This is a genomic window from Streptomyces sp. NPDC048636, assembly GCF_040650655.1.
GTDB lineage: Bacteria > Actinomycetota > Actinomycetes > Streptomycetales > Streptomycetaceae > Streptomyces.
In genome coordinates this window covers 100,804-125,373 of the sequence record NZ_JBEZHR010000020.1, presented here as the reverse complement: position 1 = coordinate 125,373, position 24,570 = coordinate 100,804, and the positions used below count along the sequence as shown (strand labels likewise).

Below are 24,570 nucleotides of genomic sequence, written 5' to 3'. Positions count from 1 at the left end.
ATCGGCGGCGCCGGGATGTCGGGCGTCGCCAAGGTGCTCGCCCAGCGCGGCGCACAGGTCGCGGGCAGTGACACCAAGGACTCCCATGCACAGGCGTTTACCCTGAAGGTGAACGTCTGTGCACCCCCTGGGTGCGCTCGGCTCCCCAGCCCACGGAGAGAGATGTCCGCAGCGATACCCGGGCCCCCGGCCCCGGCACCCCATCCGCGCCCCCTCGTCGGCGTGCTCGCCTTCTGCGGTGTGGTCGTCGCGGTGATGCAGACCCTGGTCATCCCGCTGCTGCCGCACGTCCCCGCCCTCACCCACAGCACCCCCACCGCCGCGAGCTGGCTGGTGACCATCACCCTGCTCACCGGCGCGGTGTTCACCCCGGTCCTGGGGCGGGCCGGGGACATGTACGGCAAGCGCGCGGTGCTGCTGGTCTCGCTGTCCGTGCTGATCGCCGGTTCGGTGCTGTGCGCCGTCAGCTCGCAGATCGGGCTGCTGATCACCGGGCGCGCCCTCCAGGGCGCCGCGCTCGCCGTGATCCCGCTGGGCATCAGCATCATGCGGGACGAGCTGGCGCCGGAGCGGGTGCTGTCGTCGGTGGCGCTGATGAGCTCGACCCTGGGCATCGGCGCGGCGGTCGGGCTTCCGGTGGCCGCCCTGGTGGTGGAGAACGCCGACTGGCACACCATGTTCTGGGCCTCGGCCGGGCTGGGGCTGCTCGATATCGCCCTGGTGCTGCGGTACGTCCCCGAGTCCACGGTGCGCTCGCGCGGACGCTTCGACGCCGTGGGGACCCTCGGTCTGTCCACCGCGCTGGTGGCGCTGCTGCTCGCGGTCACCCAGGGCGGCGACTGGGGCTGGGCCTCCGTGCCCACCCTCGGGCTGCTGGTCACCGCCGTGGTCGTCGGACTGCTGTGGGGCGTCCATGAGCTCAGGGTCACCCATCCCCTGGTCGATCTGCGGGTGTCCGCCCGGCCCGCCGTACTGCTGACGAACATCGCGGCGCTGCTGGTCGGCTTCGCCTTCTACGCCAACTCGCTGTCCACCGCCCAGATGGTGCAGGAGCCCACCAGCACCGGCTACGGCCTGGGGGCGTCCATCGTCGTCAGCGGGCTGTGCCTGCTGCCGGGCGGACTGGCCATGGTGGCGCTCTCCCCGTTGTCCGCCCGGATCTCCGGCTCGTACGGACCCAAGGTGGCGCTCGCGCTCGCCTCGGCCATCCTGGCGCTGGGCTACGGGGTGCGCTACGGGACCAGCCACAGCCTGGTGCTGATCGTCGCGGGCGCGACCGTCGTGGCGGCGGGCACGGCCCTGGCCTACTCCGCGCTCCCGGCCCTGGTCATGCGCGCGGTCCCGGCGAGCGAGACCGGCGCGGCCAACGGTCTCAACACCCTGATGCGCTCGATCGGCCAGGCCTGTTGCAGTGCCGTGGTCGCCGCGGTGCTGGCCCATGTGACCTTCGTGGTGGACGGCCGTACCGCCCCGACCCTCCACGCCTATCAGCTGGTCTTCGTCATCGCGGCCGCCGCGTCCCTCCTGGCACTCGCCGTTACGCTGTGCCTGCCGGGGCGCGACGCACCGGTGGCGGAGACAGCGGCCGCGGGAGACGGCGGTACCGCGCGGGGCGGTGTGGCCGTACGCAGCGAGGAGAACGCATGACGAGCCCCGTCGATGAGACGGGCCAGCAGGCCATCCAGCGCGCCGCCCGGCGGGCCTTCACCCGGCAGCCGTACGCCGAGGTGACCATCCGCGGGATCGCGGCCGACGCCGGGGTCAGCCCCTCCCTCGTCGTGAAGCACTTCGGCAGCAAGGAGCGGCTGTTCAACAGCGTCGCGGACTTCGGCGGCGCCGCGGACCAGCTGCTGGCGGCGGAGCTGGCGGAGCTCGGCCGCCATATGGTGCTGAGCCTGGTGACCACCCGGCGCGCCGAGCTGATGGACCCCCTGCTGCGGGTGGTCTTCTCCCTCGGCAACACCGAGGAACTCTCCCTGCTGCGCGAGCGGTTCCGGGAGCAGGTGACCGCGCGGCTCACCGAGCGGCTGCCCGGCGAGGAGCGCGCGCTGCGCGCCGAGCTGATCGCGGGCCAGCTGATCGGCCTCGGCGCCACGCTCAGCCTGCACCGGTCGGGGGCCGGGGCCGCGGCCACCGCCGAGCACATCGCCGACCTGTACGGCCCGGCCCTGCAACGGCTGATCGCGGGTGGACCGGCCTAGGGCGTGTTTCGAAAGTCCCGCCTGCCCCGCGACGCCTGGCACGCACGCTCGCCGCGTTGTCGGGATCGTCCGAGTAGGCCCACTACGAGGACGACCCTCCGCCTTGCGATCGCACGCCCCAGACGCCGCGGGGCCCGCCCTCCGGGCGAACGGCGCTACTTTCGAAACACGCCCTGCCCCGCGCTACGACACCCCCCGGCCATCACCGCTACCGCCGGTCAGCCGCGCGGGGCGAGGGGCCCGCAGCGGCCCCGGCCGGTGGTCAGGCCGCGGGGCCACGTCCCAGCCGGGCCGCCACGGTGGCGAGCGCCTGCCACGCCACCTCCGGGCGACGGGTCTCCTCCGGATCACCGACGAACGGGTCGAGCACCACGCTGCGGGCGCCCAGCAGACGCAACTCCTCGAGGTCGGCGGCGATCTGGTCGGCAGTGCCCTGCCCGGCCGGACGGTCCGGCCCGGTGACCGGTTCCCCGGTGAGCTGGAGCAGGATCCGGGGCGCGAAATCCGGTACCGGACGGCCCAGTTCATCCGCCGCGGCCTTCAACCGGCCCAGTCCGTCGCGCATTCCGTCGAGGGTGAGCCGCAGCGGATGCCATGCGTCGCCGAGGCGTACCGCCCGGTGGATCCCGGCGCGGCTGTTGCCGCCCACCCAGACCGGGATCTCCCCGGCGCGGTAGTCGGCGTCGTCGCGCCACGCGGTGCGGATGGTCTCCAGATACTCGTCGGTCAGCCTGCCCCGGCGCTCGAAGGGGACGCCCAGCGCCTCGTACTCCTGCCGCGCCCAGCCGACCCCCACCCCGAGCACCAGCCGTCCCCCGCTCAGCTGGTTGAGGTTGGCTGCCATCCGCGCCACGACCAGCGGATGGCGGTACGGCACGATCAGCACGGTGGTGCCCAGACGCACCCGGTCGGTGATCCCGGCCAGCCACGAGAGGGTGGTGAAGGGCTCATAGAACGGTGCCGGGTACTGCTCGGCGACATCGGGGGTCACCACGACGTGGTCCGAGACCATCAGCAGGTCGTAGCCGAGGCCCTCCACCGTTCGCGCCCATCTCCGCAGCACCTCCGGGTCGGTTCCGGGGCCGAAGTTCGGGACGTTCACTCCTAGTTCCATGGCTTCAGCGTAGGCAGTGATCACCCTTCGACGGAACAGAGTTTTCACGGCATCAGGGTGTTCTCACCGTGGATCTACCGGTACTGTCGCCATATGACCGAGAGTCTCGATACCACTGACTGGTCCATCCTGTCCGAGCTCCAGCGGGACGGCCGACTGCCGATCACCGAGCTGAGCCGCCGGGTGAGCCTGAGTGCCTCCGCGACCACCGACCGCGTCAAGCGGCTGGAGTCGCTGGGCGTCATCACCGGGTACCGGGCCGAAGTCGACCTGGAGAAAGCCGGTTTCCCGCTGCTCGCGCTGGTGCGCCTCAAGTACGCGGGCAATCGGCACCAGCCGCTGCACCGGGTGCTCGAGGAGCGCCACGAGATCCTGGAGTGCCTGCGCACCACCGGCGACGACTGCTACACCGTGCGGGTGGCCGCGATCTCCATGCGCCATCTGGAAGAGGTCGTGGACGAGTTGGCGCAGTTCGGCTCGACCACCACCAGCGTGGTCTACAGCCAGGCCCTCTCCTACCGCGGCCCCGCGGAGCCGCCCAGGGAGCCGTAGCCGACGCTCCGCCCATATTTCGCTCAGCACCGAAAGGAACGGGGCCCAGCCTCGCCGCCATGACGATCAGCGACACCTCGAACACCCGCCCCGACCGGCAATGGCCCGCCCTGGCGGCGGCAGCCGTCACCGTACTTCTGTGGGCCTCGGCCTTCGTCTCCATACGCAGCGCGGGCGCCGCGTACTCCCCCGGCGCGCTGGCCCTGGGACGGTTGCTCACCGGCACCCTCGCGCTGGGCGCGATCAGTCTGATACGCCGCGTGGGGCTGCCGCCCCGCGCCGCCTGGCCCGGCATCATCAGCTCGGGCGTTCTCTGGTTCGGCCTCTACATGGTGGTGCTCAACTGGGGTGAGCAGCAGGTCGACGCGGGCACCGCGGCGATGGTCGTCAACATCGGGCCGATCCTCATCGCGCTGCTGAGCAGCAGGCTGCTGGGCGAGGGGCTGCCGCGGCCACTGCTGGCCGGGATGGCGGTGTCCTTCAGCGGCGCGGTGGTGGTGGGGATCTCGATGTCCGGCGCGGGCGGCGCGTCGGTGCTCGGTGTGCTGCTCTGTGTGCTCGCCGCGGTGTCCTACGCGACCGGTGTGGTCTCCCAGAAGCCCGCGCTGGGGCATGCGGGGGCGCTCCAGGTGACCACCTTCGGCTGCCTCATCGGCACGGTGGCCTGTCTGCCGTTCAGCGGCGCGCTGGTCTCGGAGGCCGCGGAAGCGCCGCTGTCCGCCACGCTCAACGTGGTCTATCTGGGGCTCTTCCCGACCGCCCTCGCCTTCACCACCTGGGCCTTCGCCCTGGCCCGCACCACGGCCGGGAAGATGGGCGCCACCACCTATGTGGTGCCCGCGCTGGTGGTGCTGATGTCGTGGCTGTTCCTGGACGAGGTGCCGGGGCTGCTGACCCTGGCGGGTGGCGCGCTGTGCCTGGCCGGAGTGGGGCTCTCCCGGCGCCGTCCCCGCCCGGCCACGGCCACGGTGGTGGCGGTGTCCCAGCCCGCCACCGCGCCCCGCGAGGAACCGTGCCGGACCGACTGACGCCGGGGGTGCGCGTGGGGCGGCCCGTTCCCCGGTGTCTCCGGCCGTGAACTGACCGTGATGTCCGAGTGTGACCGGTATCGCAGGATGAGCTCGGCGCTCGTGGGTACCCGTCGCCCATGGACAGAAATGAGCAGCCCCTGCTCACCCCCGATCTGCCGCCTCTGGTCGACGTACCGGACCTGACGTTCCCCGCCAGGGGATCCCGGGCCGACGGTGCGAAGACCGCGGTGGAGCGGGAAGGCGACAAGGAGTCCAGCCCCCCATCCCCCGCCCCTGGTCACGCCGCCGGACACCCCCTCGCGGCGTAGCCCCACCCGACCTCTGCTCACTCACGACGCCGGCGCCCTCCGCGGCCCGTACGGACAGGCTCCGAGGACCAGTACCACGGCCCCCGCGAGCACCGGGGTCAGCGGCAGATGCGAAGGCCAGGACCCCACACCCGGCCAGGCCCGGCCCCGCTACCCGCGGGTACCGGGGCGGCGGCGGACCGGGTGAGCCGGACACGGAGGGCGGCCGGCTCAGGGCTACTCCCGGGCGGCGCGGCTCCTGCGACTGAGCCGCAGCGTAAGCCCCTCCGGCATCAGCGTCAGCCGCTCGGCGATCCGCAGCCGGTAGCCGGGGTCGGGGTGCAGGTCGTAGCGGCGCACCAGCAGCCCCAGGACCAAGATGGCCTCGTGCAGGGCGAACTGACGGCCGATGCAGGCGCGGGCCCCGGTGCCGAACGGCTTGAACACCTGGGCGGGCCGGGCGCGTACGGCCTTCGGCGCGAAGCGGTCCGGGTCGAACGCCTCGGCGTCCGGCCCCCACACCGCGGGGTCGCGGTGCAGCATCGCGATCAGCACCAGCGCCCAGGCACCGCGCCGCATGGGGTGGATCCCGCCGAGCAGGGTGTCCTGGAGCGCCTCGCGGGAGATGGCGGGCGCGGTGGGCCACAGCCGCAGGGATTCGTCCAGGACCCGGCGGAGATAGCGGATCTTGGCCACCTGCTCGTACGCGGGCTCCTCGGTGTCACCCCACACCTGGTCCACCTCGCGCTGGGCGCGGGCCAGGACGTCGGGGTGCCGGGCGAGGTAGTGCAGGGCGAAGGACAGCGCGCCGGAGGTGGTCTCATGGCCCGCCACCAGGAAGGTGATGACCTGGCGGCGGATGTTCTCGGCGGACAGCCGCTCACCCGTGTCCGGGTGGGCGACCTCCAGCATCCGGTCCAGCAGATCGGCGTGGCCGCCCGGGGCGCCGTCGGCGCGGCGGGCGGCCACGATGGCGTCGACGGTGCGGTTGAGGCATGCCATATCGGCCGCGTTGCGCCGCTCGGCGCGCCGCATCAGCGGGGTCACCCCGGGCGGCAGGACATTGCGGCGCTGGGCGTGCGAGAGCGTGCCGACCATGGCGGAGACGAAGGGGTGCGGCCGGTCCCGCTCGAAGGAGCCGAAGTCGTGGCCGAATCCGGTTCTGGCGATGGTCTCGAGCGTCAGCTTCGTCATATCGCCGGGCACGTCCACCGCGGCGCCCGCCGTCTCCCTCCGGTCCCAGGTGTCCGTCAGCCGGCCGGCGACGTCCAGCATCGCCCGGTGGTAACCCTCCATGGCGGCGCGGCTGAACCCGGGCGCCAGGATGTCGTGTGCGAGCTGCCAGTTGGGCTCGTGGTTGTAGGCGGTGAACAGCCCGTCGCTTACCACGGGGCGGAGGTTGGCGACTCCCAGGCCGACGTGTTTGGCGAACCGGGACTCGTCGGCCATATCGGCGGCCAGCTCCGCGCCCCAGACGAAGACGATCTCCCGGCCGAACGCCTTCCTGCGGAACACCGGGCCGAGGCGGCGCGCGATCCGCATCGTGTCCTGGAGGGGAGTGCGCGGGCTCGCCCCGAGGACATCGCCGAGCAGCGGCAGTCGGCGGGGCGGATGCGGGATGCGGTGGAGCTCGGGCCAGCCCGTCTCCGCACCGCGGAATCCGCTGGACAGCGTGGCGCCGTCCGCCGCCCCCGTCATCTGCGCCATAGGTGCCATCTCCCTCGTGTGCGGCGGCCCGTGGGGAGGTTCCTCCGCTTGTTATACGTGGATTCAATAGCGCGTTCAGTGTGATCCGGGCCGTGAACCGGCGTCAAGTAGGGTGCTGCCATGGTCGCCAAGGCTTGCGGGCGCGTGCGCCGTCGGATGAGTACCGAGGAGCGCAAGGAGCAGTTGCTGTCGGTGGGTGCGCGGCTGTTCGCGCAGCACCCCTACGACGATGTGTGGGTCGAGCGGGTGGCCGAGATCGCGGGGGTCTCCCGGGGGCTGCTGTACCACTACTTCCCGACCAAGCGGGAGTTCTTCGCGGCGGTGGTCCGCCGGGAGAGCGAACGGATGCTGACCCTGACCGAGGCGGTACAGGGGCTGCCGTTCCGCGAGCAGATCGACGCCGGTCTCGACGCCTTCCTTACCCATGTCGAGCAGCACGGTTCGGGGTTCCGTGCCTTCCACCGCGCGGAGGCGGCGGGCGATCCGACGGTGCGCGCGGTACACAAGGCGTATCTGGCCGGGGTCGAGGAGCAGATCCTCGACGCCCTCGCCGCGGACCCCTCGGCGGCTCCGCCCCGGGACCCGGGCGCGCTGCGGCTCGCCGTGCGCGGCTGGCTGGCGTTCATGGTCGCGGTCTGTATGGAGTGGCTGGACGAGCCCGGCCCGTCGCGGGAGCAGGTGCGCGAGCTGTGCGCACGGGCGCTGATGGGGGCGCTGACCCCCGCCCCATGAGCCGCCCGGGTGAGCCTACGGCCGGTCATCGCGCTCCGGGATGACCGCGCGGCCGGTCGGTGTTACGGCAGTGTCACCGCCGGTGCGCCGCACCGGACCCATGTCGTCGACGACCGGCGACCGACCGACGAGGAGGCGGATCATGCCGCTGGAGGGCGAGTACCAGCCGAGCCCGGAGAAGTGGGTGCGTGATCAGGTCGAGCTGATCGAGAGCTCGGGGGGCACCGATGGCACGACGTTGCGGGGCATGCCCGTGGTGCTGCTGACCACGCGGGGCGCGAAGAGCGGCAAGGTACGCAAGACCCCGCTGATGCGGGTGGAGCACGACGGCCGCTATGCCATCGTCGCCTCCCTGGGCGGCGCGCCCAAGCACCCGGTCTGGTACCACAATGTGGTGGCCGATCCACGGGTGGAGCTGCGGGACGGGCCGATGCGCCAGGACATGACGGCGCGCGAGGTCACAGGGGATGAGAAGGCGCTGTGGTGGGAGCGGGCCGTCGAGGCGTACCCCGACTACGCCGACTACCAGACGAAGACGGACCGGCAGATCCCCGTCTTCGTCCTGGAGCCCGCGGCCACCCCGCACTGAGCCGGGTCCGCTCCCCCTCGTCCGCACGACCCCAACCGCCGGTGTCCCGTACGGGACACCGGCGGTTTGTTGTTCCTCCTTTCGTCATCTTCTGAATGCGGATCACTTCGGCGACAGCTCAACTACCAGGCGGTCAGCGGGAGTTCCTGGCATACCTCTTGACGTGTGATGCACATCACTGAAGCATTCATCCACGAGAGAGCGCTCCCCCACCCCCGGTTCATTCATTTTCTGAACAAGGAGAGCCGCCATGTCCACACCCCCCACCGACGGTCCGGACCGCCGCGGATCCGCCCTCCCCCGCCGCACGGTGCTCACCACGATCGCCGGTGCGGCGGCCGTGGCGCCGGGTCTGCTCGGAGCCTCCGCCGCCGCCGCGGCCCCCGCTCCCGCCCGGGGCGGCCGCGACCGCGCTCCGCTGCCCGGCGGCGGCGACCTCGGCCCCCAGGTGCTGGTCTTCGACCCCGCCACCCCCGGTATCCAGGCCACCCTGGACCGGGTGTTCAAGGAGCAGGAGTCGGCCCAGTTCGGCAACGGCCGCTACGCCCTGCTGTTCAAGCCCGGTACGTACCACGGACTCAACGCCCAGCTCGGCTTCTACACCTCCATCGCGGGACTCGGCCTCTCCCCCGACGACACCACCATCAACGGCGATGTCACCGTGGACGCGGGCTGGTTCGGCGGCAACGCCACCCAGAACTTCTGGCGCTCCGCGGAGAACCTCGCACTGGTACCCGTGAACGGCACCAACCGCTGGGCGGTGGCACAGGCGGCGCCGTTCCGGCGGATGCACATCCGCGGCGGGCTCAATCTGGCGCCCGACGGCTACGGTTGGGCCAGCGGCGGCTATATCGCCGACAGCCGGATCGACGGCACCGTGAGCCCCTACTCCCAGCAGCAGTGGTACACCCGCGACAGTGCGGTGGGCGGCTGGCGGAACGCCGTGTGGAACATGGTGTTCTCCGGTGTCGAGGGCGCGCCCGCGCAGACCTTCCCCGACCCCCCGTACACCACACTGCACACCACCCCGGTCTCCCGCGAGAAGCCCTTCCTCCATCTCGACGGCGCCGACTACCGGGTGTTCCTGCCGGAGAAGCGGGTGGACGCACGCGGCACCACCTGGGGCAGCGGTACCCCCCGCGGCACCTCGCTGCCCCTCAGCAGCTTCTACGTGGCGAGGCCCGGAGTCACCGCGGCCACCCTCAACGCCGCGCTCGCCCAAGGGCTCCATCTGCTGCTCACCCCCGGCGTCTACCACCTCGACCGGCCGGTGGAGGTGGGCCGCGCGGACACCGTCGTCCTCGGCCTCGGCTACGCCACACTGGTCCCGGACGGCGGACGGACGGCGCTGAAGGTGGCCGATGTGGACGGTGTGCGGCTCGCCGGTTTCCTCATCGACGCGGGACCGGTCAACTCCGCCACCCTGCTGGAGGTCGGCCCCCCGGGCGCCTCCGCGGACCACTCCGCCAACCCCGTCACCGTCCAGGACGTGTTCATCCGGATCGGCGGCGCGGGCCCCGGCAGGGCCACCACCAGCATGGTGATCAACAGCCGTCACACCATTGTCGACCACACCTGGGTGTGGCGCGCGGACCATGGCTCCGGCGTGGGCTGGGAGACCAACCGCGCCGACTACGGAGTGCGGGTCAACGGCGACGACGTGCTGGCCACCGGGCTGTTCGTCGAACACTTCAACAAGTACGACGTGCAGTGGTACGGAGAGCGCGGCCGCACCGTCTTCTTCCAGAACGAGAAGGCGTACGACGCCCCGGACCAGGCGGCCATCCAGAACGGCGACACCAAGGGGTACGCGGCGTACAAGGTGGCCGACTCGGTGACCGCGCACGAGGGCTGGGGCCTGGGCAGCTACTGCTACTACAACGTGGATCCCGCCATCCGCCAGGACCACGGCTTCGCCGCCCCGCGCCGGACCGGGGTGACCTTCCACCATCTGCTGGTGGTCTCGCTCGGCGGCAAGGGCCAGTACGAGCACGTCATCAACGACACCGGAGCCGCCACCTCGGGGTCCGCCACGGTGCCGTCGACCGTGGTGGCCTACCCCTGAGCCGCGGCGCCGTAGCCGCTCTCCGCGGCCGGGGCCGGGGCCGGGGCCGGGGCCGGGGCCGGGGCCGGGGCCGACAACCGTGAGGCCCGCCACAGTGATCAGAGCGCATGCGCCGGTGCCCGCCGGGTAGCGAAAGCCGAGCAGCGTCAGATCCTGATCAAGAAAGACTACCAACCATGACAACCGCGAACACATCCGGCCTCGTGCCCATTTACGACAGCATGGTCGCCGAGCACGGGGATGTGCCCACCGAGACCCGCCAGGCCGCGGAGGAGATCCAGCGGGAGGCCGCGGAGGTCCTGGACTGGAACCGGTTCCGCCCCGGCGATTGACGCCCGGCCCTCCCGCGTGCGGGGCGGTGGCACTGCCGCCCCCACGCGAACCCGGCATTCCCGGCCCTCTTCTTGGATAAGATCGCGACGACACACCGCACTTGATGTCGTTCGCCGCTTATCTCACGAGGGGAATCAGTGACTACAGGGATCGAAACCTTCGAGTTTCAGGTCGAGGCCCGCCAGCTGCTCCAGTTGATGATCCATTCGATTTACTCGAACAAGGACGTCTTTCTGCGGGAGCTCGTCTCCAACGCCTCCGACGCGTTGGACAAGCTGCGGCTGGAGTCGCTCCGCGACGGAAACCTGGAGGCGGACACCTCTGATCTCCACATCGCCATCGAGGTCGACAAGGAGCAGCGCACCCTGACGGTGCGCGACAACGGCATCGGCATGTCGTATGACGAGGTGGTGGGGCTGATCGGCACCATCGCCAACTCGGGTACCGCCACATTCCTCAAGGAATTGCGGGAGTCGAAGGACGCGGCGGCCTCGCAGGACCTCATCGGCCAGTTCGGCGTCGGCTTCTACTCCAGCTTCATGGTGGCCGACGGGGTCACCCTGCTGACCCGGCGCGCCGGGGAGGCCCAGGGCACCCGCTGGGAGTCCGGCGGCGAGGGCACCTACACCATCGCACCGGCAGACGACGCCCCGCAGGGCACCTCGGTCACCCTGCGGCTGAAGCCGGAGGACACCGAGGACGCCCTCTACGACTACGCCTCGCCCTGGAAGATCCGGGAGATCGTCAAGCGGTACTCGGACTTCATCACCTGGCCGATCCGGATGGTGGTCGAGACACCGCCGAAGGCCGCGGCGGACGCCGCGGAGGACGGCGAGGACGCTGGGGAGGACGCCGCCGCACAGGCCGCGCCGGAGGTCGAGACGGTCAACTCGATGAAGGCGCTGTGGGCACGCTCGAAGGGCGAGGTGACCGACGACGAGTACCACGAGTTCTACAAGCACATCAGCCACGACTGGAACAACCCGCTCGAGACCATCCGCATGCAGGCGGAGGGCACCTTCGAATACCAGTCGCTGCTGTTCATCCCGTCCCACGCCCCGCAGGACCTGTACATGCGGGACCGCAAGCGGGGCGTTCAGCTCTATGTGAAGCGCGTCTTCATCATGGACGACTGCGAAGCGCTCATGCCGGAGTATCTGCGCTTCGTGAAGGGTGTTGTCGACGCGGCGGACCTGTCGCTGAACGTCTCACGGGAAGCCCTCCAGCAGGACCGCCAGATTCAGCTGATGCGCCGGCGCCTGGTCAAGAAGGTGCTGTCGACGGTGAAGGACATGATGTCCGGCGCCCCGGAGCGGTACACCACGTTCTGGAAGGAGTTCGGCCCCGTCCTCAAGGAGGGTCTGCCCGGGGACTTCGAGAACCGCGAGACGATCCTCGAGCTCTGCTCGTTCGCCACCACCAGGGACGCGGAGGAGCCGGTCACGCTGCGCCAGTACGTGGAGCGGATGAAGGAGGGGCAGCAGCACATCTACTTCATGACGGGCGAGTCGCGCTCGATCGTGGAGAGTTCGCCCCATATGGAGGCGTTCCGGGACAAGGGTTTCGAGGTGCTCGTCCTCACCGACCCCATCGACGAGCTGTGGGTGGACGCGGTCCCCGAGTTCGACGGCAAGCAGCTGCGCTCCATCGCCAAGGGCCAGGTGGATCTGGACACCGACGGCGAGAAGGACGAGGAGGCGGAGGCCGAGCGGGAGCGGCGGCAGCAGGACTACGCCGATCTGCTCTCCTGGATGACCACGACGCTGAGCGACAGCGTCAAGGAGGTACGGCTCTCCACACGGCTCACCACCTCCCCGGCGTGTGTCGTGGGCGACACCCATGACATCACCCCGCAGCTCCAGAACATCTACAAGGCGATGGGGCAGGAGCTGCCCGAGGTCAAGCGGACCCTGGAGCTCAACCCCACCCATCCGCTGGTGAGCGGATTGCGCACGGCTTATGGCGAGCGCGAGGACAACACCGGGCTGGCCGAGACGGCGGAGCTGCTCTACGGGATGGCGCTGCTGGCCGAGGGCGGCGAGCTGACCGACCCCGCGCGCTTCATCAAGCTGGTGGCCGGGCGACTGGAGAAAACCCTGTAGGCCACTCGTAAGCCGCTACATCTCTACATTCCGGACATATCGCGAGGGGCGGGCCACGGCGGTCCGCCCCTCGCGGGCGTTCGCGCCTCCGAGGGCCCTCGAGAGGGAAGGGTCATGCGAAAAATATCTCGCACAATGTGTTAACTCTTGCTCGATCTTCTGCTAACAATGTCGTCCGTCAGAGTTCGCGCCGGCTCCCTCCCCGGGCCTGCCCCCACTCCAAGGGACGTACGACATGGCTTCTCCCCCACCCTCCTCCGCACCGCGGTCCTCGCCACCGCTCAGCCGCCGCTCCGTGCTGCGTGGCGGCGCCGGGGCGGGGGCCATGGGGCTGCTGGCCGCCTGCGGCGGCCGGGCGGACGCCGCCTTCCACGCCGACGCCGGGCCGTGGCGCCGGTACGCCGGGACCACGGTGAACTTCATCTCCGAGAACACCGCCCCCACCGCAGCCATCGCCGCCGATCTCAAGCCGTTCACCGAGCTCACCGGCATCCACGTCAATATCGTCACGCTCGAGCTCTCCGCCCTCGCACAGAAGGTCGCCCTCGATCTCGCCTCGGGCAACGGTGAGTACGACGTGGTGTACGCGGACCCGTACCAGGTGCTGGCCCCGTACGCCCCGGCCTTCGCCGACCTCAGGGAGTTCGCGGAGGACCCCGCGCTGCCCCGGCTGCCCGGTGGCTTCGGTGACTTCATCCCCACCCACCTGGACGCGGCGGGCCGCTTCGGCGGCGACGGCAAGGTGCTGGCGCTGCCGTACGACTGCCCGACGATGGTCTGGCAGTACCGTGCCGATCTCTTCACGCGGTACCGCGACCGGATGGCGGACGACCTCGGCTTCGACCCGATGCCCTCCGCGACCACCACATGGGAGCAGTACTACGCCATCGCCCGGTGGTTCAACGACAAGACCGACGCGGTGCGTTACGGCACCGGCCACCAGGCCAAGCAGCATGACGCGCTGATGTGCGACTTCTCCAACCTCCTCTGGGCCTACGGCGGTGACTACTTCGACACCGGAGGGCGGGTCGGCCGCGTCGGCACCCTCGATCCCGGGCCCTGCCGACTGGACGCGGACGCGGCCATCGCGGGCGCCGAGTTCTACCAGCGGCTGCTCAAGGTCGCCGACCCCGGCTCCCGCACCTGGGACTGGGACGGTCTGGGCGCCGCCTTCCGCGCCGGACGCATCGCCATGTGCCCCAACTGGCATGAGTACGCGGCGTCCAACGAGGCCGCCATGCCCGGCAAGGTCGGCTACGCACCGCTGCCGAAGGGCCCGGCCCGCTCGGCCGGAATGTACGGCGGCACCGGTATCGCCGTGTCCAACGTGATCCCCGAGCGGCGGCGACAGGCGGCCTGGCTCTTCGTCAACTGGGCCACCGCGCCCAAGACGCAAGCGGCCAATCTTGCCAGTGAGGTCGGCGGCGGCACACCGACCCGCACCTCCGTCTACGGACTGCCCCGGGTCACCGAGGCCCAGCACCGGCCCTCGAAGATGGCCAACATGCTCTCCGCGGCCGCGGTCAAGAGGACCTGGCGGCCCGACACCATCGGGCTGCGACCGAAGATCCCGATGTGGGCGGAGTGCGACACCGCCGTCTACACCCAGCTGTCCGGCATGCTCGCGGGCGACGCCTCCCCGGAGTCGGCCATGCGTGCCGCCACCGGCCGGATCGACCGTATCGTCGCCCGAGGGTGGGTGAACTGACCATGGCTTCCCCGACAACCGGCCTCCCCCGGGCCGAGCGCTCCTCCGGCCGCCGTTTCCGGCTGCCCCTCCCCGGTTTCCCCGGCCGCATGATGGCTCCCGGTCTGCTGGTGCTCGCCGGTGTCTCCCTGCTGCCGTTCGCGGCGGTGGTGATCATGAGCTTCTCGCGGGTGCACCTGCTCGGCGGGCTGCGGCTGGAGGGTGCCGGAGCGGACAACTGGACACGGCTGTTCACCGACCCCGACATGGCCTGGGCCTGGGCCAGGACCACCGGGTACTTCGTACTCACGGTGGGCGGGGAGATGGTGCTCGGCACCCTGCTGGCCATCTGTCTGTGGCGGCTGCGGCACGGCCGCAACGCGGCGCTGAGCCTGCTGCTGCTCCCGATGTTCGTGGCGCCCGTCATCGTGGGGCTGCTGGGCCGCTTCCTCACCGACTCCACCTTCGGGCTCTACTCCTGGCTGCTGGGCCAGGTCGGATACCACGGCGATCTGATGGGCGACAAGACAACCGCCTTCGCCTCGGTGGCCCTGATGGACATCTGGGAGTGGACACCCCTGGTCACCCTGATCGCACTGGCCGGGCTGACCTCCGTGCCCACCAGCGTGCTGGAGGCGGCGTCGCTCGACGGCGCAGGAATGCCACGCACCCTGCGCCATATCGTGCTGCCCGCCATCGCCCCGGTACTGCTGGTGGCGCTGCTCATCCGGTCGATGGACGCGTTGCGCTACTTCGACATCATCTGGAACACCACGGGAGGAGGGCCCGCCGACGCCACGAAGACGGCGTCCGTCCGGCTCTATGAAACCGCCTTCCGCTTCTTCGACTTCGGCTACGCCGCGGTGACCGGGCTGCTGATGCTGGCCGTCACCACCGTCGTGGCCCGCTACTTCGTCCGTCTCCTCGACCGGAAGGGGCTGGCCCGATGACCGCCTCCACCACCGGTGCCGCGCCGCTGGAGCGTGGCAGCCGCGGCTCACGCGCCCTGGTGCGCGTCCTCGTCCTGACGGCGCTGATATGGACGCTGGTCCCGCTGGTCTGGATGCTGCTGTCGTCCTTCAAGCCCACGGGCGAGGTCACCGCGGCCACCCCCGAGGTGTGGTTCGGCCCCACCCTGGACAACTACCGGAACCTGTTCACCGGCGGCAACAACCTGTGGCCGTATCTGCGCAACAGCGTGGTGGCCGCGGGCTGTTCGGCCCTGCTGGCCACCGCCCTCGGCGCGCTGGCGGGCTACGGGCTGGCCCGTACCACGGCGCGCGGTAAGCACCATCTGTCGTTCTGGATCATCTCCACCCGGATGGCGCCGATCGCCGCCGTGGTGCTGCCGATCTTCCTGATCTTCCGGATGCTGGGGCTGATCGACACCCTGCCCGGTCTGGTGCTCGCCTACCTCAGCTTCAATCTGCCGTTCGCGATCTGGCTGCTGAACGCCTTCTTCGCCCAACTCCCCCCGGCGCTGGAGGAGTCGGCCCAGGTGGCCGGGTGCACCGCGTGGCAGGCGTTCCGCCATGTGATCCTGCCGCTGACCCGCCCGGGTCTGGTCACCACCTTCGTCCTGTGCCTGGTCTTCTCCTGGAACGACTACGCCTTCGCCCTGGTCCTCAGCGGACCGCGCACCCAGACCCTGCCCATCGCCGCCAGCCAGCTGGTCACCCAGACCGGTATCGACTGGGGCCAGCTGACCGCCATCGGCACCGTCGTGGTGGTCCCGATGATGCTCGTCGGCCTTGCCGTACGCCGGTGGCTGGTCACCGGCCTGACCATGGGAGCCGTGACCGGAGAATGACCGCCGACGCCCTGCCCTCCGACATCCCCGACACCATGCGCGCCGCGGTGCTCCACGCCCCGAGGCAACTGGAGATCCAGCGGCGCCCGGTGCCCCGCCCCGGCCCCGGCCAGGTCCTGGTCCGCGTCGAAGCGGTCGGCATCTGCGGTTCGGATGTGCACTACTACGAACACGGCAGGATCGGCGACTTCGTCGTCCGCGCCCCCATGGTGCTGGGCCATGAGCCCAGCGGCACCGTGGTCGCCCTCGGCCCCGGGGCCAGGCGCCACGCACCGGGCCAACTGGTGTCCCTGGAACCGGGCGTCCCGTGCGGACGGTGCCCCCAGTGCCGCCACGGCCGCTACAACCTCTGCCCCGAGGTGTCCTTCTACGCGACTCCGCCGGTGGACGGCGCGCTGTGTGAATACGTGGCCGTCGACGAGGACTTCGCCCATCCGGTGCCGGACACCCTCGGCGTCGACGCGGCGGCCCTGCTGGAGCCGCTGTCGGTCGGGGTGTGGGCCTGCCGCAAGGGCCGTGTCGCCGTCGGTTCCCGGGTACTGGTCACCGGTGCCGGGCCGATCGGTCTGATCGCCGCCCAGACGGCGCGGGCGTTCGGCGCCACCGAGGTCGTGGTCACCGATGTGGAACCCCACCGCCTGGCCGCCGCCCGGGAGTTGGGCGCCACCGCCACCGTCGATGTACGCACCACCCCGCTCACCGACACCGGTTTCACCCCCGATGTGCTGGTGGAGTGCTCCGGGGTCCCGGCAGTGGCCGACGAGGCCATCCGCACCGTCGGCCGGGCCGGGCGGGCGGTGCTGGTCGGCATGGGCGGCGACTCCGTGCCGCTGCCGCTGGCGCATGTGCAGAACTTCGAGATCGAGGTCACCGGCACCTTCCGGTACGCCAACACCTGGCCGACCGCCATCGCGCTGGCGGCCTCCGGTGAGGTGCGGCTCGAACCGCTGGCCACCCATCACTACGACCTGGCGGAGGCGGAACGGGCACTGACCGTGGGCGCCCAGGACCCGACGGCGCTCAAGGCCGTGGTGCGTCCGCGGAGGTAGCCGAGCGCAGGTGGTCGGCGACCGCGGCGTCGATCAGCTGGCGCAGCCCGTCCGTATAGACGCGGTCGTCGGTCAGCGCCGGGAGGACCACGTCCAGCTGGCCGGTGAGCACGGGGAAGTCCTCGGGGTCCAGCGCGGCGAGCGCGGTGCGGGCGGTGGCCGCCGCTCGCCGGGTGTCGCGGTGGTCCACGAAGGCGACGGCGCCGAGGGTGAACAGATACAGCCGCCGGTAGGTGGCGATCGCGGCCTTCGGCGCCATCCCGGCGACGAGGCTGTGGGCGAGCTGCGGTTCGACGAGGCGGCCGAGCATCCGCAGGCCGAACCAGGCGTGGCCCGCGCGCAGCGCCGCCAGCCCCGGATGCGCGATGAGCACCTCGTAGAGGCCGTGGAACCGGGTCTCGGTGGCGGTGGCCCAGTCGGTGTCCGTGGCCACTTCGGGCAGCTCGGCGGCGAGCCGGTCCGCGCAGGCGGCCAGCAGTCCGTCCAGATCGCCACAGCGCCGGAAGACGGTGGCGTGGGAGGCGCCGAGGCGCTGGGCCACGGCACGGAAGCTCAGGGCCTCGGGCCCGTCCTCGTCGATGACCGCCAGGGCCGTGTCCGTGATCTCGTCCAGCGTGGGCCGGTCGTCTTCGGCGGGTCTTCTGCGCGCACTCCTCACGGAGACAGCGTAGCGAACACCTGGTACAGCGGAACATACACTGTTCGATACAGTGTTTCGGAGCCATGAGTCATGGGCCATGAGCCAGGAGGTGTTCCGGTGACCGTGACCTACAGGGACGTACGGGCGGCCGCGCGGCAGGTGGCGGGGCAGGTCCGGCCCGTCGTGCTCGCCCCGTTGGACGAGGGGGCCCTCGGCGCGGCCCGGTGCTGGCTGGCGCTGGAGTTCCTCCAGCACACCGGCTCCTTCAAGGCCCGTGGCGCGTTCACCTTCCTCCGTGGCCACGCCGACGCGGGCACCCTGCCGAAGGCGGGTGTGGTGATCGCCTCGGGTGGGAACGCCGGTCTGGCGTGTGCGTGGGCGGCCGCGCGCCACTCGGTGCCCGCCGCGGTGTTCGTACCCGAGACCGCCCCCGCGGTGAAGGTGGACAAGCTGCGCGGGCTGGGCGCGGATGTCCATCAGGTGGGCACCGAGTACGCGGACGCGCTGGACGCCTCGCGGAAGTACGCGGCCGAGACCGGCGCGCTCCCGTCCCATGCCTATGACCATCCGCTGATCGCCGCCGGAGCGGGCACGCTCATGGAGGAGATCCACCAGGCGCTGCCGGAGCTGGACACCGTGGTGGTGTCGGTCGGTGGCGGCGGTCTGTTCACCGGGGTCGCGGTGTCGGCGCTGGAGCACGGGGTCGGGGTGGTCGCGGTGGAGCCGGAGCGCTGCCGGGCGCTCAACGCGGCGCTGGAGGCCGGTGAGGTGGTCGACGTCCCGGTCGACTCGGTCGCGGCGGACTCCCTCGGGGCGCGGCGGGCGTCGGCGACGGCACTGGAATGGGCGCGCGCGGAGAGTGTGCGGTCCGTGCTGGTGCCCGATGAGGCGATCGTCGCGGCGCGGCAGGCGCTGTGGGACGACCGCAGGCTCGCGGTGGAACACGCCGCGGCCACCGCGCTCGCGGCCATCACCTCCGGTGCGTACGTCCCCCGCCCCGGGGAGCGGATCGCCGTGGTGCTGTGCGGCGCCAACACCGACCCGGGCGATCTCGTACACCGGCGCGCGCACTGACGGCACCCGGCTCCGCGCCGGTCTGTTGCCGGACCGACGCGGAGTCGAAAGGAGTGGGGCTAGAGGTGCGGGCCGAACGGGGTGGGCCTTCACGGCTACTCCCCCGCGTACGCCTTCCGCAGGGTGGCGATGTCCAGCTTCTTCATCGAGAGCATGGCCTCGGTGGCGCGCTTGGCCTTCTCCTGATCCTCGTCGGTGATCATGTCGAGCAGGACGGAGGGCACGACCTGCCATGACACTCCGAACTTGTCCCTGAGCCAGCCGCAGGCCACCTCCTCACCGCCGCCCTCGAGGAGCTTGTACCAGTAGTGGTCCACCTCCTCCTGGTCGGCACAGTGGATCTGGAGCGAGATGGCCTCGTTGAAGGTGAACTCGGGACCGCCGTTGAGCCCGACGAACTTCTGGCCGTTCGCCTCGAAGTCAACGGTCACCACCGAACCGGCGGGGCCGGGCCCGGCCTCGGTGTACCGGGCGACCCGGCCGATCCGGGAGTTCTTGAAGATCGAGACGTAGAACTGGGCCGCCTCTTCGGCCTGGCCGTCGAACCACAGGCATGTGGTGAATCCGTCAGTGGCCATGGGTGCCTCCTGCTCGTGGAGTGTTTACCCCTTCCGACCGCCGCCGCCCGGCAAACTCATCGGTCCTCGGACACCTGAGGTTCCGTGAGGTAGTCATGCAGCCGCCCGGAGCCCTCGAGCATGGCCGTGGCGCGCCGGGTCAGCTCCTCGTGGCGCCGGGCGATGGCGGCGCGCAGCGCCTCGCTGCTGCCCGTCCGGCGCAGCCCGTCCAGGACGAGCCGGATCTGGGGCAGCGGGTAGCGGCCCTGCCGCAGCAGGCTGACCATTCGCGCGTCCCGGACGTCGGCCGGGGTGTAGCGGCGGTATGCGGTGATCGGCTCGCGCTGTGGGGTGAGCAGTCCGAAGGACTCCCACACCCGCAGGGCGGAGGTGCGGACACCGAGCCGGGCGGCGACCTCCCCGATGCGCAGACCCGAGCGGGGCACCGACTCCGCGTCCGGGGACTGCCCGGCGATCGTCTCCAGCGCCTCGCCCGCGGCCTGGAGGGAGAGCCGTTGTTCATGGAGGGCGGCGTGGGAGGCGTTGACGAGGGTGAGGGCCCGCGGCAGATCGTCGTCGTGGACCGCGCGCATCACCGCGCGGGCGGTGTCCGTCCCGTACCCCTTCATCAGCGCCCGGTGGGTGAGCAGTGCCCGGCGGTGCCGGGTGTCGAGCCTGCGGTAGCCGGAGTCGGTGCGCCCGGCCGGGGGGAGGATGCCCGCGTCGACGTAGTTGCGGATCTGCTGGGTGGAGATGCCCACCAGACGTGCCAGATCGATCGGGCGCAGTGCGGTGTGCTGAGCGCTCATGGACACGGCCTCCCGGCGCGGCTCGGCTGTCAGGGCTTGATGGCTCGGGCTTCACGGTGAGTTGAAGGTTATCCCGCCACTTCCTTGAGGCGCACTGCGGGATGTACGGCCCCGCAACTGCCCAACCCTCCACGAGTAGTTCAATGAAACACTTGAAGCCATGGAGCTCAGCCACGACCACTCCGTCCCTTCCCCCTGCCCTCGGCCGACAGCGGCCCCGGTGCTCCCCGCCCCGGACCGCACCGACGCCGACAACCATGACCTGATCCAGGTACGCGGCGCCCGGGAGAACAACCTCACCGGTGTCTCCCTCGACCTCCCCAAGCGGCGGCTCACCGTGTTCACCGGGGTCTCCGGATCCGGTAAGTCCTCGCTGGTGTTCGACACCATCGCCGCGGAGTCGCGGCGGCTGATCAATGAGACCTACACGGCGTTCGTCCAGAACTTCATGCCGTCCCAGGCCCGTCCCGATGTGGACGCGCTGCGCAATCTGAGTGCCGCCATCATCGTGGACCAGGAACGGATGGGCGCCAACTCCCGTTCCACCGTGGGCACCGCCACCGACGCCCACACCCTGCTGCGGATCCTGTACAGCCGGATCGGCTCCCCCGCGGTCGGTCCGCCGATGGCCTTCAGCTTCAACACACCCGAGGGGATGTGTCCGGCGTGCGAGGGGCTGGGCCGGGTGTCCGACATCGACATCGCCCAACTGGTCGACCAGGAGCTGTCGTTGAAGGAGGGGGCGATCACCGTCCCCGGGTTCGCGGTGGACAGCTGGTACTGGCAGGTGATGGCACAGTCCGGCCTGTTCGACCCCGACCGCAAGCTCAAGGACTACACCCCCGGGGAATGGGAGGACTTCCTCCATAAGCCCGCCACCAAGATCAAGGCCGGTTCACAACAGCTCACCTACGAGGGCCTGGTCACCAAGGTGCGCAGGCTCTATCTGGCCAAGGACCGGGAGTCGATGCAGCCCCGGACGCGGGCGTTCGCCGACCGGGCGGTCGCGTTCACCGTGTGCCCGGACTGCCACGGCACCCGGCTGAACGAGACGGCCCGGTCCTGTCTGATCGACGGCCGTTCGATCGCGGACTGTTCGGCGCTCCAGATCAGCGATCTGGCCGTGTTCGTCCGGTCCCTCGCGGACACCTCCGTCGGACCGGTTCTGGAGACCCTGCGGGAGACGCTGGACTCCCTGGTGGAAATCGGTCTGGGCTATCTGAGCCTGGACCGGGAGTCCGGCACGCTCTCCGGCGGTGAGGCGCAGCGGGTCCGGATGGTCCGCCATCTCGGTTCCGCCCTCACCGATGTCACCTATGTGTTCGACGAGCCCACGGTGGGGCTGCATCCCCATGACATCGAGCGGATGAACGGGCTGCTGTTGCGGCTGCGCGACAAGGGCAACACGGTGCTCGTGGTGGAGCACAAACCGGAGACCATCCGGATAGCCGACCATGTGGTGGATCTCGGCCCCGGGGCGGGCGCCGCCGGAGGGCGTGTCACCTACGCGGGCGACCTGGCCGGACTGCGCGGCTCGGACACCCTGACCGGGCGCTGCCTGGACCGCCGGGTCCCGCTGCGGGAGAAGGCGCGGCAGCCGGCCGGACACCTCCCGATCCGGGGTGCGCGGACGCACAATCTGCGCGAGGTGAGTGTGGACATCCCGCTGGGGGTGCTCACCGTGGTCACCGGTGTCGCCGGATCCGGTAAGAGCTCGCTCATCCATGGCTCGCTGACCGGGCGCGAGGGCGTGGTCGTGGCGGACCAGTCGGCGATCCGTGGCTCCCGCCGCAGCAACCCTGCCACCTACACCGGGCTGCTGGATCCGGTCCGGGCGGCGTTCGCCAAGGCCAACCGGGTGCGGCCGGGCCTGTTCAGCGCCAACTCCGAGGGTGCGTGCCCCGCTTGCAAGGGCATCGGGCTGATCTACACCGATCTCGGCATGATGGCCGAGGTGGCGTCGGTGTGCGAGGAGTGCGGGGGCAAGCGGTTCCGGCCGGAGGTACTGGCGTACCGGCTGCGCGGGAAGGACATCAGCGAGGTCCTGGCGATGCCGGTGACCGAGGCCCGTGACTTCTTCACCACCGGCCACGCCCGGGTGATCCTGGACCGGCTGCTCGCGGTGGGGCTCGGCTATCTCGGGCTCGGCCAGCCGCTGTCCACCCTGTCCGGCGGCGAACGCCAGCGGCTCAAACTGGCCATCCACATGGCCAGGAACGGGACGACCTACATCCTGGACGAGCCGACCACCGGACTCCATCTGGCCGATGTGGACCAGCTGCTGGAACTGCTGGACCGGCTGGTGGACGACGGCAACACGGTCATCGTGATCGAGCACCACCAGGCCGTGATGGCCCACGCCGACTGGATCGTGGACCTCGGTCCGGGTGCCGGACACGACGGCGGCCAGGTGGTGTTCACCGGTACCCCGGCCGAGCTGGTCGACACCGGGACCACCCTGACCGCGCGCCATCTGCGCGCGTACACCGGGCGCGGCTAGCCACCGGTGGCATCGCCGTAGGCCACAGCGGCACCGAGGTGAAGAACTGCGGCACCGGCCCGATGGTGGCGCTCTGCCCAGAACAACGGTGCCCCCGAGCCGTGGGGGATTCCGCTCGGGGGCACCAGATCATGGAGAGGGCGTCACCTCGCGACGATGCCCTCCATACCGGACTCGCCGAACGCGGGGAGGTCCTTCGCGGTGGTGACCTTGGTGAGGGAGCCCTTCTCGCCCACCCGGAAGCCGTCCACCGTTCCGGAGGTGGCGTTCTGGACGTAGAGGAAGGAGCCGTCGCGGGTCACCGCGAGGTCGATGACACCTTGGGACTTCGCGGACGGCGGGGTGGCGATGCCGACGTCATTGGTGAGTTCGAGCTTGCCCCCGGCGCTCTCGCGGTAGCCGGAGACCGTCGAGTTGCCGGTGTTGCCACCGTAGAAGAACTTTCCCGCGCGCTCCAGCCAGCACAGGGTGTCCTGCCCGTTGGACAGGGGCCGTTGCACGGTCTTCAGGGTGCCGTCCTCACGTACCCGATAGGTGGTGACGGTCGACTTCTCGGCCTCCGCCACCAGCATCCGCCCGCCGGTGCCGAAGGTGAACGCGAACGGGACACCGCTGGCGGAGCGGTTGACCACCGGTTTCCGGCTGGGAACGCCACCGCGCCGCATCGGGAAGACCTCGATGGTGTTCGCGGCCTTGGTGGTGACGACCAGCGCCTTGCCGTCCGGGGTGAATCCGGCCTGCCCCGGGGAGCTGGTGAACAGCGGTACGTCCTCGTTGTCCAGACCCAGCGAACGCTTCGAGCCGTGCAGCGGGGTCAGGCCCCGCGCACCGATCCTGAACCCCTGGACACTGCCCTTCCCGCCCGCGTTCATCACATACGCCAGCCTGCCGGACACCGCGATACCGGACGGGAACTTCCCTCCGGAGCGCACCACCCGCCGGTCCATCAGCTTCTCGCCCTTGACCCGGAAGGACGTCACGGTGCCACTGCCCGCGTTGACCGCGAGCAGCAGTCCGGACCGGTCGTCGTAGACCAGGGAGCCCTGGGAGGCGAGCGAGTCGGTGGGCGCGTCGGTCTGGTTGCCGCCGCGGCCACCGGTGGCGTAGCGGCCCGCCGGGGTCAGGCCGCCGTCGTCGCCGCGCCGGAACACATGGATGGTGTTCCCGTCGAGTTCGTTGCCCTGTACGAAGACGGCGTGGTCGGCCCCGGCCCGTACCGTCCGGCCACTCCCGGACTCCGCCGATTCCCCTGCCGAGGCGATGGACATCGTGGTGGCCACGCCCGCCGTGGCGAGAAGTCCGGCGCCGACCGCCGTCAGCTTCGTCCTGAACCTTGACTTATGCCTGCTCACGCGGGACTCCTCGTTCTGCTCTCCAAGGCCACCGGGGGTAGTGGCACGCCCCGCCAGAGTGGCCGGACGGGGGTGCGGGACGGGGGTGAACGACGGCCATGTCAGGGTCTCGTAAGAACTTTCCGGCGCCTCCGCGCGTCCGGCGCGCCACCCGACCGGGAGCCACCGGACATCAAGGTGTGGACGAGGGCCGCGAGCACCCCGAATCCGGCGGCGGTCAGCAGCGCCCCGGAGAGGGACCGGACGGCGATCGGCCCGGCCAGCCCCGCCCCGAGGGCGAACCCGGTGATCTTCAGACTGGCCCCGGTGGTGACGATCCGGCCGCGCAGCCGCTCCGGCGCCTCCCGGTGGCGCACCGCGAACAGGGCCAGATGACGGC

At 70.8% G+C, this 24,570-nt stretch carries 22 protein-coding genes and 2 pseudogenes; 17 read left to right on the top strand and 7 right to left on the bottom strand.

The genetic code is table 11. From position 1 onward, the window contains the following. The 3 genes and pseudogenes from AB0C66_RS33770 to AB0C66_RS33760 all read left to right on the top strand — a co-directional run. Positions 1 to 81 (top strand): annotated as a pseudogene (locus AB0C66_RS33770) (Mur ligase domain-containing protein); the annotation flags it as partial. An 81-nt stretch (positions 82 to 162) separates the two neighbouring features. Beyond that, complete coding sequence (locus tag AB0C66_RS33765) at positions 163 to 1,647, top strand: MFS transporter (protein WP_362447603.1); 1,485 nt, start codon at positions 163 to 165, stop codon at positions 1,645 to 1,647. Beyond that, positions 1,644 to 2,201: a TetR family transcriptional regulator gene (locus tag AB0C66_RS33760; protein WP_362447592.1), complete on the top strand. Its 558-nt coding sequence runs from the start codon at positions 1,644 to 1,646 to the stop codon at positions 2,199 to 2,201. The genes AB0C66_RS33765 and AB0C66_RS33760 overlap by 4 nt, the downstream gene beginning before the upstream one ends. A 262-nt stretch (positions 2,202 to 2,463) precedes the next feature. Here the strand turns inward: AB0C66_RS33760 and AB0C66_RS33755 are convergent, their stop codons facing one another. Continuing rightward, entirely contained in the window at positions 2,464 to 3,315 is an 852-nt protein-coding gene (locus tag AB0C66_RS33755; protein WP_362447589.1) for an LLM class flavin-dependent oxidoreductase, read from the bottom strand. Positions 3,316 to 3,408: 93 nt separating this feature from the next. Here AB0C66_RS33755 and AB0C66_RS33750 point away from each other — a divergent pair, with 93 nt between their 5' ends. The 3 genes from AB0C66_RS33750 to AB0C66_RS33740 all read left to right on the top strand — a co-directional run bounded on the left by AB0C66_RS33750 (position 3,409) and on the right by AB0C66_RS33740 (position 5,206). After that, entirely contained in the window at positions 3,409 to 3,867 is a 459-nt protein-coding gene (locus tag AB0C66_RS33750; RefSeq protein WP_362447586.1) for an Lrp/AsnC family transcriptional regulator, read from the top strand. A 59-nt stretch (positions 3,868 to 3,926) separates the two neighbouring features. After that, a complete protein-coding gene (locus AB0C66_RS33745; protein ID WP_362447583.1) occupies positions 3,927 to 4,895 on the top strand; it encodes a DMT family transporter in 969 nt (322 codons plus the stop codon). Positions 4,896 to 5,014: 119 nt separating this feature from the next. After that, positions 5,015 to 5,206: a hypothetical protein gene (locus AB0C66_RS33740; protein ID WP_362447580.1), complete on the top strand. Its 192-nt coding sequence runs from the start codon at positions 5,015 to 5,017 to the stop codon at positions 5,204 to 5,206. Positions 5,207 to 5,422: 216 nt separating this feature from the next. Here AB0C66_RS33740 and AB0C66_RS33735 read toward each other — a convergent pair whose 3' ends face one another. Beyond that, positions 5,423 to 6,892: a cytochrome P450 gene (locus AB0C66_RS33735; RefSeq protein WP_362447577.1), complete on the bottom strand. Its 1,470-nt coding sequence runs from the start codon at positions 6,890 to 6,892 to the stop codon at positions 5,423 to 5,425. Between the two features lie 120 nt (positions 6,893 to 7,012). Between AB0C66_RS33735 and AB0C66_RS33730 the strand changes: the two genes are divergently transcribed. The 9 genes from AB0C66_RS33730 to AB0C66_RS33690 all read left to right on the top strand — a co-directional run bounded on the left by AB0C66_RS33730 (position 7,013) and on the right by AB0C66_RS33690 (position 17,259). Then, entirely contained in the window at positions 7,013 to 7,624 is a 612-nt protein-coding gene (locus AB0C66_RS33730) for a TetR/AcrR family transcriptional regulator (RefSeq protein WP_362447574.1), read from the top strand. 142 nt (positions 7,625 to 7,766) lie between these two features. After that, complete coding sequence (locus AB0C66_RS33725; RefSeq protein ID WP_362447571.1) at positions 7,767 to 8,213, top strand: nitroreductase family deazaflavin-dependent oxidoreductase; 447 nt, start codon at positions 7,767 to 7,769, stop codon at positions 8,211 to 8,213. 250 nt (positions 8,214 to 8,463) lie between these two features. Then, the gene (locus tag AB0C66_RS33720; protein ID WP_362447568.1) at positions 8,464 to 10,278 is read left to right on the top strand and encodes a coagulation factor 5/8 type domain-containing protein; all 1,815 of its coding nucleotides are present in this window, start codon (positions 8,464 to 8,466) and stop codon (positions 10,276 to 10,278) included. A gap of 176 nt (positions 10,279 to 10,454) precedes the next feature. After that, positions 10,455 to 10,610: a hypothetical protein gene (locus AB0C66_RS33715; RefSeq protein WP_362447565.1), complete on the top strand. Its 156-nt coding sequence runs from the start codon at positions 10,455 to 10,457 to the stop codon at positions 10,608 to 10,610. Positions 10,611 to 10,748: 138 nt separating this feature from the next. Next, positions 10,749 to 12,713 (top strand): molecular chaperone HtpG, encoded by a 1,965-nt coding sequence (gene htpG / locus AB0C66_RS33710; RefSeq protein ID WP_362447562.1) that lies wholly within the window; start codon positions 10,749 to 10,751, stop codon positions 12,711 to 12,713. Between the two features lie 235 nt (positions 12,714 to 12,948). Further along, positions 12,949 to 14,421 carry an extracellular solute-binding protein gene (locus AB0C66_RS33705; protein WP_362447559.1) on the top strand — a complete coding sequence of 491 codons (1,473 nt, stop codon included), beginning with the start codon at positions 12,949 to 12,951 and terminating at the stop codon, positions 14,419 to 14,421. 2 nt (positions 14,422 to 14,423) lie between these two features. Then, on the top strand, positions 14,424 to 15,350 hold the full coding sequence (locus AB0C66_RS33700; protein ID WP_362447556.1) for a sugar ABC transporter permease: 927 nt from the start codon (positions 14,424 to 14,426) through the stop codon (positions 15,348 to 15,350). After that, the gene (locus tag AB0C66_RS33695) at positions 15,347 to 16,210 is read left to right on the top strand and encodes a carbohydrate ABC transporter permease (protein ID WP_362447553.1); all 864 of its coding nucleotides are present in this window, start codon (positions 15,347 to 15,349) and stop codon (positions 16,208 to 16,210) included. The genes AB0C66_RS33700 and AB0C66_RS33695 overlap by 4 nt, the downstream gene beginning before the upstream one ends. Continuing rightward, positions 16,207 to 17,259, top strand: coding sequence for an NAD(P)-dependent alcohol dehydrogenase (locus tag AB0C66_RS33690; protein ID WP_362447550.1), 1,053 nt, complete (start codon positions 16,207 to 16,209; stop codon positions 17,257 to 17,259). Before AB0C66_RS33695 ends, AB0C66_RS33690 begins: the two co-directional genes overlap by 4 nt. Here the strand turns inward: AB0C66_RS33690 and AB0C66_RS33685 are convergent. After that, positions 17,231 to 17,917: a TetR/AcrR family transcriptional regulator C-terminal domain-containing protein gene (locus AB0C66_RS33685; RefSeq protein WP_362447547.1), complete on the bottom strand. Its 687-nt coding sequence runs from the start codon at positions 17,915 to 17,917 to the stop codon at positions 17,231 to 17,233. The genes AB0C66_RS33690 and AB0C66_RS33685 overlap by 29 nt on opposite strands. 72 nt (positions 17,918 to 17,989) lie before the next feature. On the opposite strand from AB0C66_RS33685, the gene AB0C66_RS33680 reads away from it, so the two are divergent. Next, a complete protein-coding gene (locus AB0C66_RS33680) occupies positions 17,990 to 18,973 on the top strand; it encodes a threonine/serine dehydratase (RefSeq protein WP_362447544.1) in 984 nt (327 codons plus the stop codon). 95 nt (positions 18,974 to 19,068) lie between these two features. Here AB0C66_RS33680 and AB0C66_RS33675 read toward each other — a convergent pair whose 3' ends face one another. Both AB0C66_RS33675 and AB0C66_RS33670 read right to left on the bottom strand, forming a co-directional pair. Beyond that, the gene (locus tag AB0C66_RS33675; protein WP_362447541.1) at positions 19,069 to 19,551 is read right to left on the bottom strand and encodes a VOC family protein; all 483 of its coding nucleotides are present in this window, start codon (positions 19,549 to 19,551) and stop codon (positions 19,069 to 19,071) included. 56 nt (positions 19,552 to 19,607) lie between these two features. Continuing rightward, a complete protein-coding gene (locus AB0C66_RS33670) occupies positions 19,608 to 20,339 on the bottom strand; it encodes a MerR family transcriptional regulator (protein ID WP_362447538.1) in 732 nt (243 codons plus the stop codon). A 160-nt stretch (positions 20,340 to 20,499) separates the two neighbouring features. Here AB0C66_RS33670 and AB0C66_RS33665 point away from each other — a divergent pair, with 160 nt between their 5' ends. Further along, complete coding sequence (locus AB0C66_RS33665; RefSeq protein ID WP_362447535.1) at positions 20,500 to 22,839, top strand: excinuclease ABC subunit UvrA; 2,340 nt, start codon at positions 20,500 to 20,502, stop codon at positions 22,837 to 22,839. Between the two features lie 143 nt (positions 22,840 to 22,982). Here AB0C66_RS33665 and AB0C66_RS33660 read toward each other — a convergent pair whose 3' ends face one another. Together AB0C66_RS33660 and AB0C66_RS33655 are read right to left on the bottom strand one after the other, a co-directional pair. Continuing rightward, positions 22,983 to 24,191 carry a hypothetical protein gene (locus AB0C66_RS33660; RefSeq protein WP_362447532.1) on the bottom strand — a complete coding sequence of 403 codons (1,209 nt, stop codon included), beginning with the start codon at positions 24,189 to 24,191 and terminating at the stop codon, positions 22,983 to 22,985. A 101-nt stretch (positions 24,192 to 24,292) separates the two neighbouring features. Continuing rightward, positions 24,293 to 24,559, bottom strand: a pseudogene (locus AB0C66_RS33655) (MFS transporter); the annotation flags it as partial. Positions 24,560 to 24,570 lie beyond the last annotated feature (11 nt).

Excerpts from the sequence above, each read along its gene's own strand:
- AB0C66_RS33765 (WP_362447603.1), top strand. The coding sequence starts at position 163 with ATGTCCGCAGCGATACCCGGGCCCCCGGCCCCGGCACCCCATCCGCGC.
- AB0C66_RS33760 (WP_362447592.1), top strand. The coding sequence starts at position 1,644 with ATGACGAGCCCCGTCGATGAGACGGGCCAGCAGGCCATCCAGCGCGCC.
- AB0C66_RS33755 (WP_362447589.1), bottom strand. The coding sequence starts at position 3,315 with ATGGAACTAGGAGTGAACGTCCCGAACTTCGGCCCCGGAACCGACCCG.
- AB0C66_RS33750 (WP_362447586.1), top strand. The coding sequence starts at position 3,409 with ATGACCGAGAGTCTCGATACCACTGACTGGTCCATCCTGTCCGAGCTC.
- AB0C66_RS33745 (WP_362447583.1), top strand. The coding sequence starts at position 3,927 with ATGACGATCAGCGACACCTCGAACACCCGCCCCGACCGGCAATGGCCC.
- AB0C66_RS33740 (WP_362447580.1), top strand. The coding sequence starts at position 5,015 with ATGGACAGAAATGAGCAGCCCCTGCTCACCCCCGATCTGCCGCCTCTG.
- AB0C66_RS33735 (WP_362447577.1), bottom strand. The coding sequence starts at position 6,892 with ATGGCGCAGATGACGGGGGCGGCGGACGGCGCCACGCTGTCCAGCGGA.
- AB0C66_RS33730 (WP_362447574.1), top strand. The coding sequence starts at position 7,013 with ATGGTCGCCAAGGCTTGCGGGCGCGTGCGCCGTCGGATGAGTACCGAG.
- AB0C66_RS33725 (WP_362447571.1), top strand. The coding sequence starts at position 7,767 with ATGCCGCTGGAGGGCGAGTACCAGCCGAGCCCGGAGAAGTGGGTGCGT.
- AB0C66_RS33720 (WP_362447568.1), top strand. The coding sequence starts at position 8,464 with ATGTCCACACCCCCCACCGACGGTCCGGACCGCCGCGGATCCGCCCTC.
- AB0C66_RS33715 (WP_362447565.1), top strand. The coding sequence starts at position 10,455 with ATGACAACCGCGAACACATCCGGCCTCGTGCCCATTTACGACAGCATG.
- AB0C66_RS33705 (WP_362447559.1), top strand. The coding sequence starts at position 12,949 with ATGGCTTCTCCCCCACCCTCCTCCGCACCGCGGTCCTCGCCACCGCTC.
- AB0C66_RS33700 (WP_362447556.1), top strand. The coding sequence starts at position 14,424 with ATGGCTTCCCCGACAACCGGCCTCCCCCGGGCCGAGCGCTCCTCCGGC.
- AB0C66_RS33695 (WP_362447553.1), top strand. The coding sequence starts at position 15,347 with ATGACCGCCTCCACCACCGGTGCCGCGCCGCTGGAGCGTGGCAGCCGC.
- AB0C66_RS33690 (WP_362447550.1), top strand. The coding sequence starts at position 16,207 with ATGACCGCCGACGCCCTGCCCTCCGACATCCCCGACACCATGCGCGCC.
- AB0C66_RS33680 (WP_362447544.1), top strand. The coding sequence starts at position 17,990 with ATGGGCCATGAGCCAGGAGGTGTTCCGGTGACCGTGACCTACAGGGAC.
- AB0C66_RS33675 (WP_362447541.1), bottom strand. The coding sequence starts at position 19,551 with ATGGCCACTGACGGATTCACCACATGCCTGTGGTTCGACGGCCAGGCC.
- AB0C66_RS33670 (WP_362447538.1), bottom strand. The coding sequence starts at position 20,339 with ATGAGCGCTCAGCACACCGCACTGCGCCCGATCGATCTGGCACGTCTG.
- AB0C66_RS33665 (WP_362447535.1), top strand. The coding sequence starts at position 20,500 with ATGGAGCTCAGCCACGACCACTCCGTCCCTTCCCCCTGCCCTCGGCCG.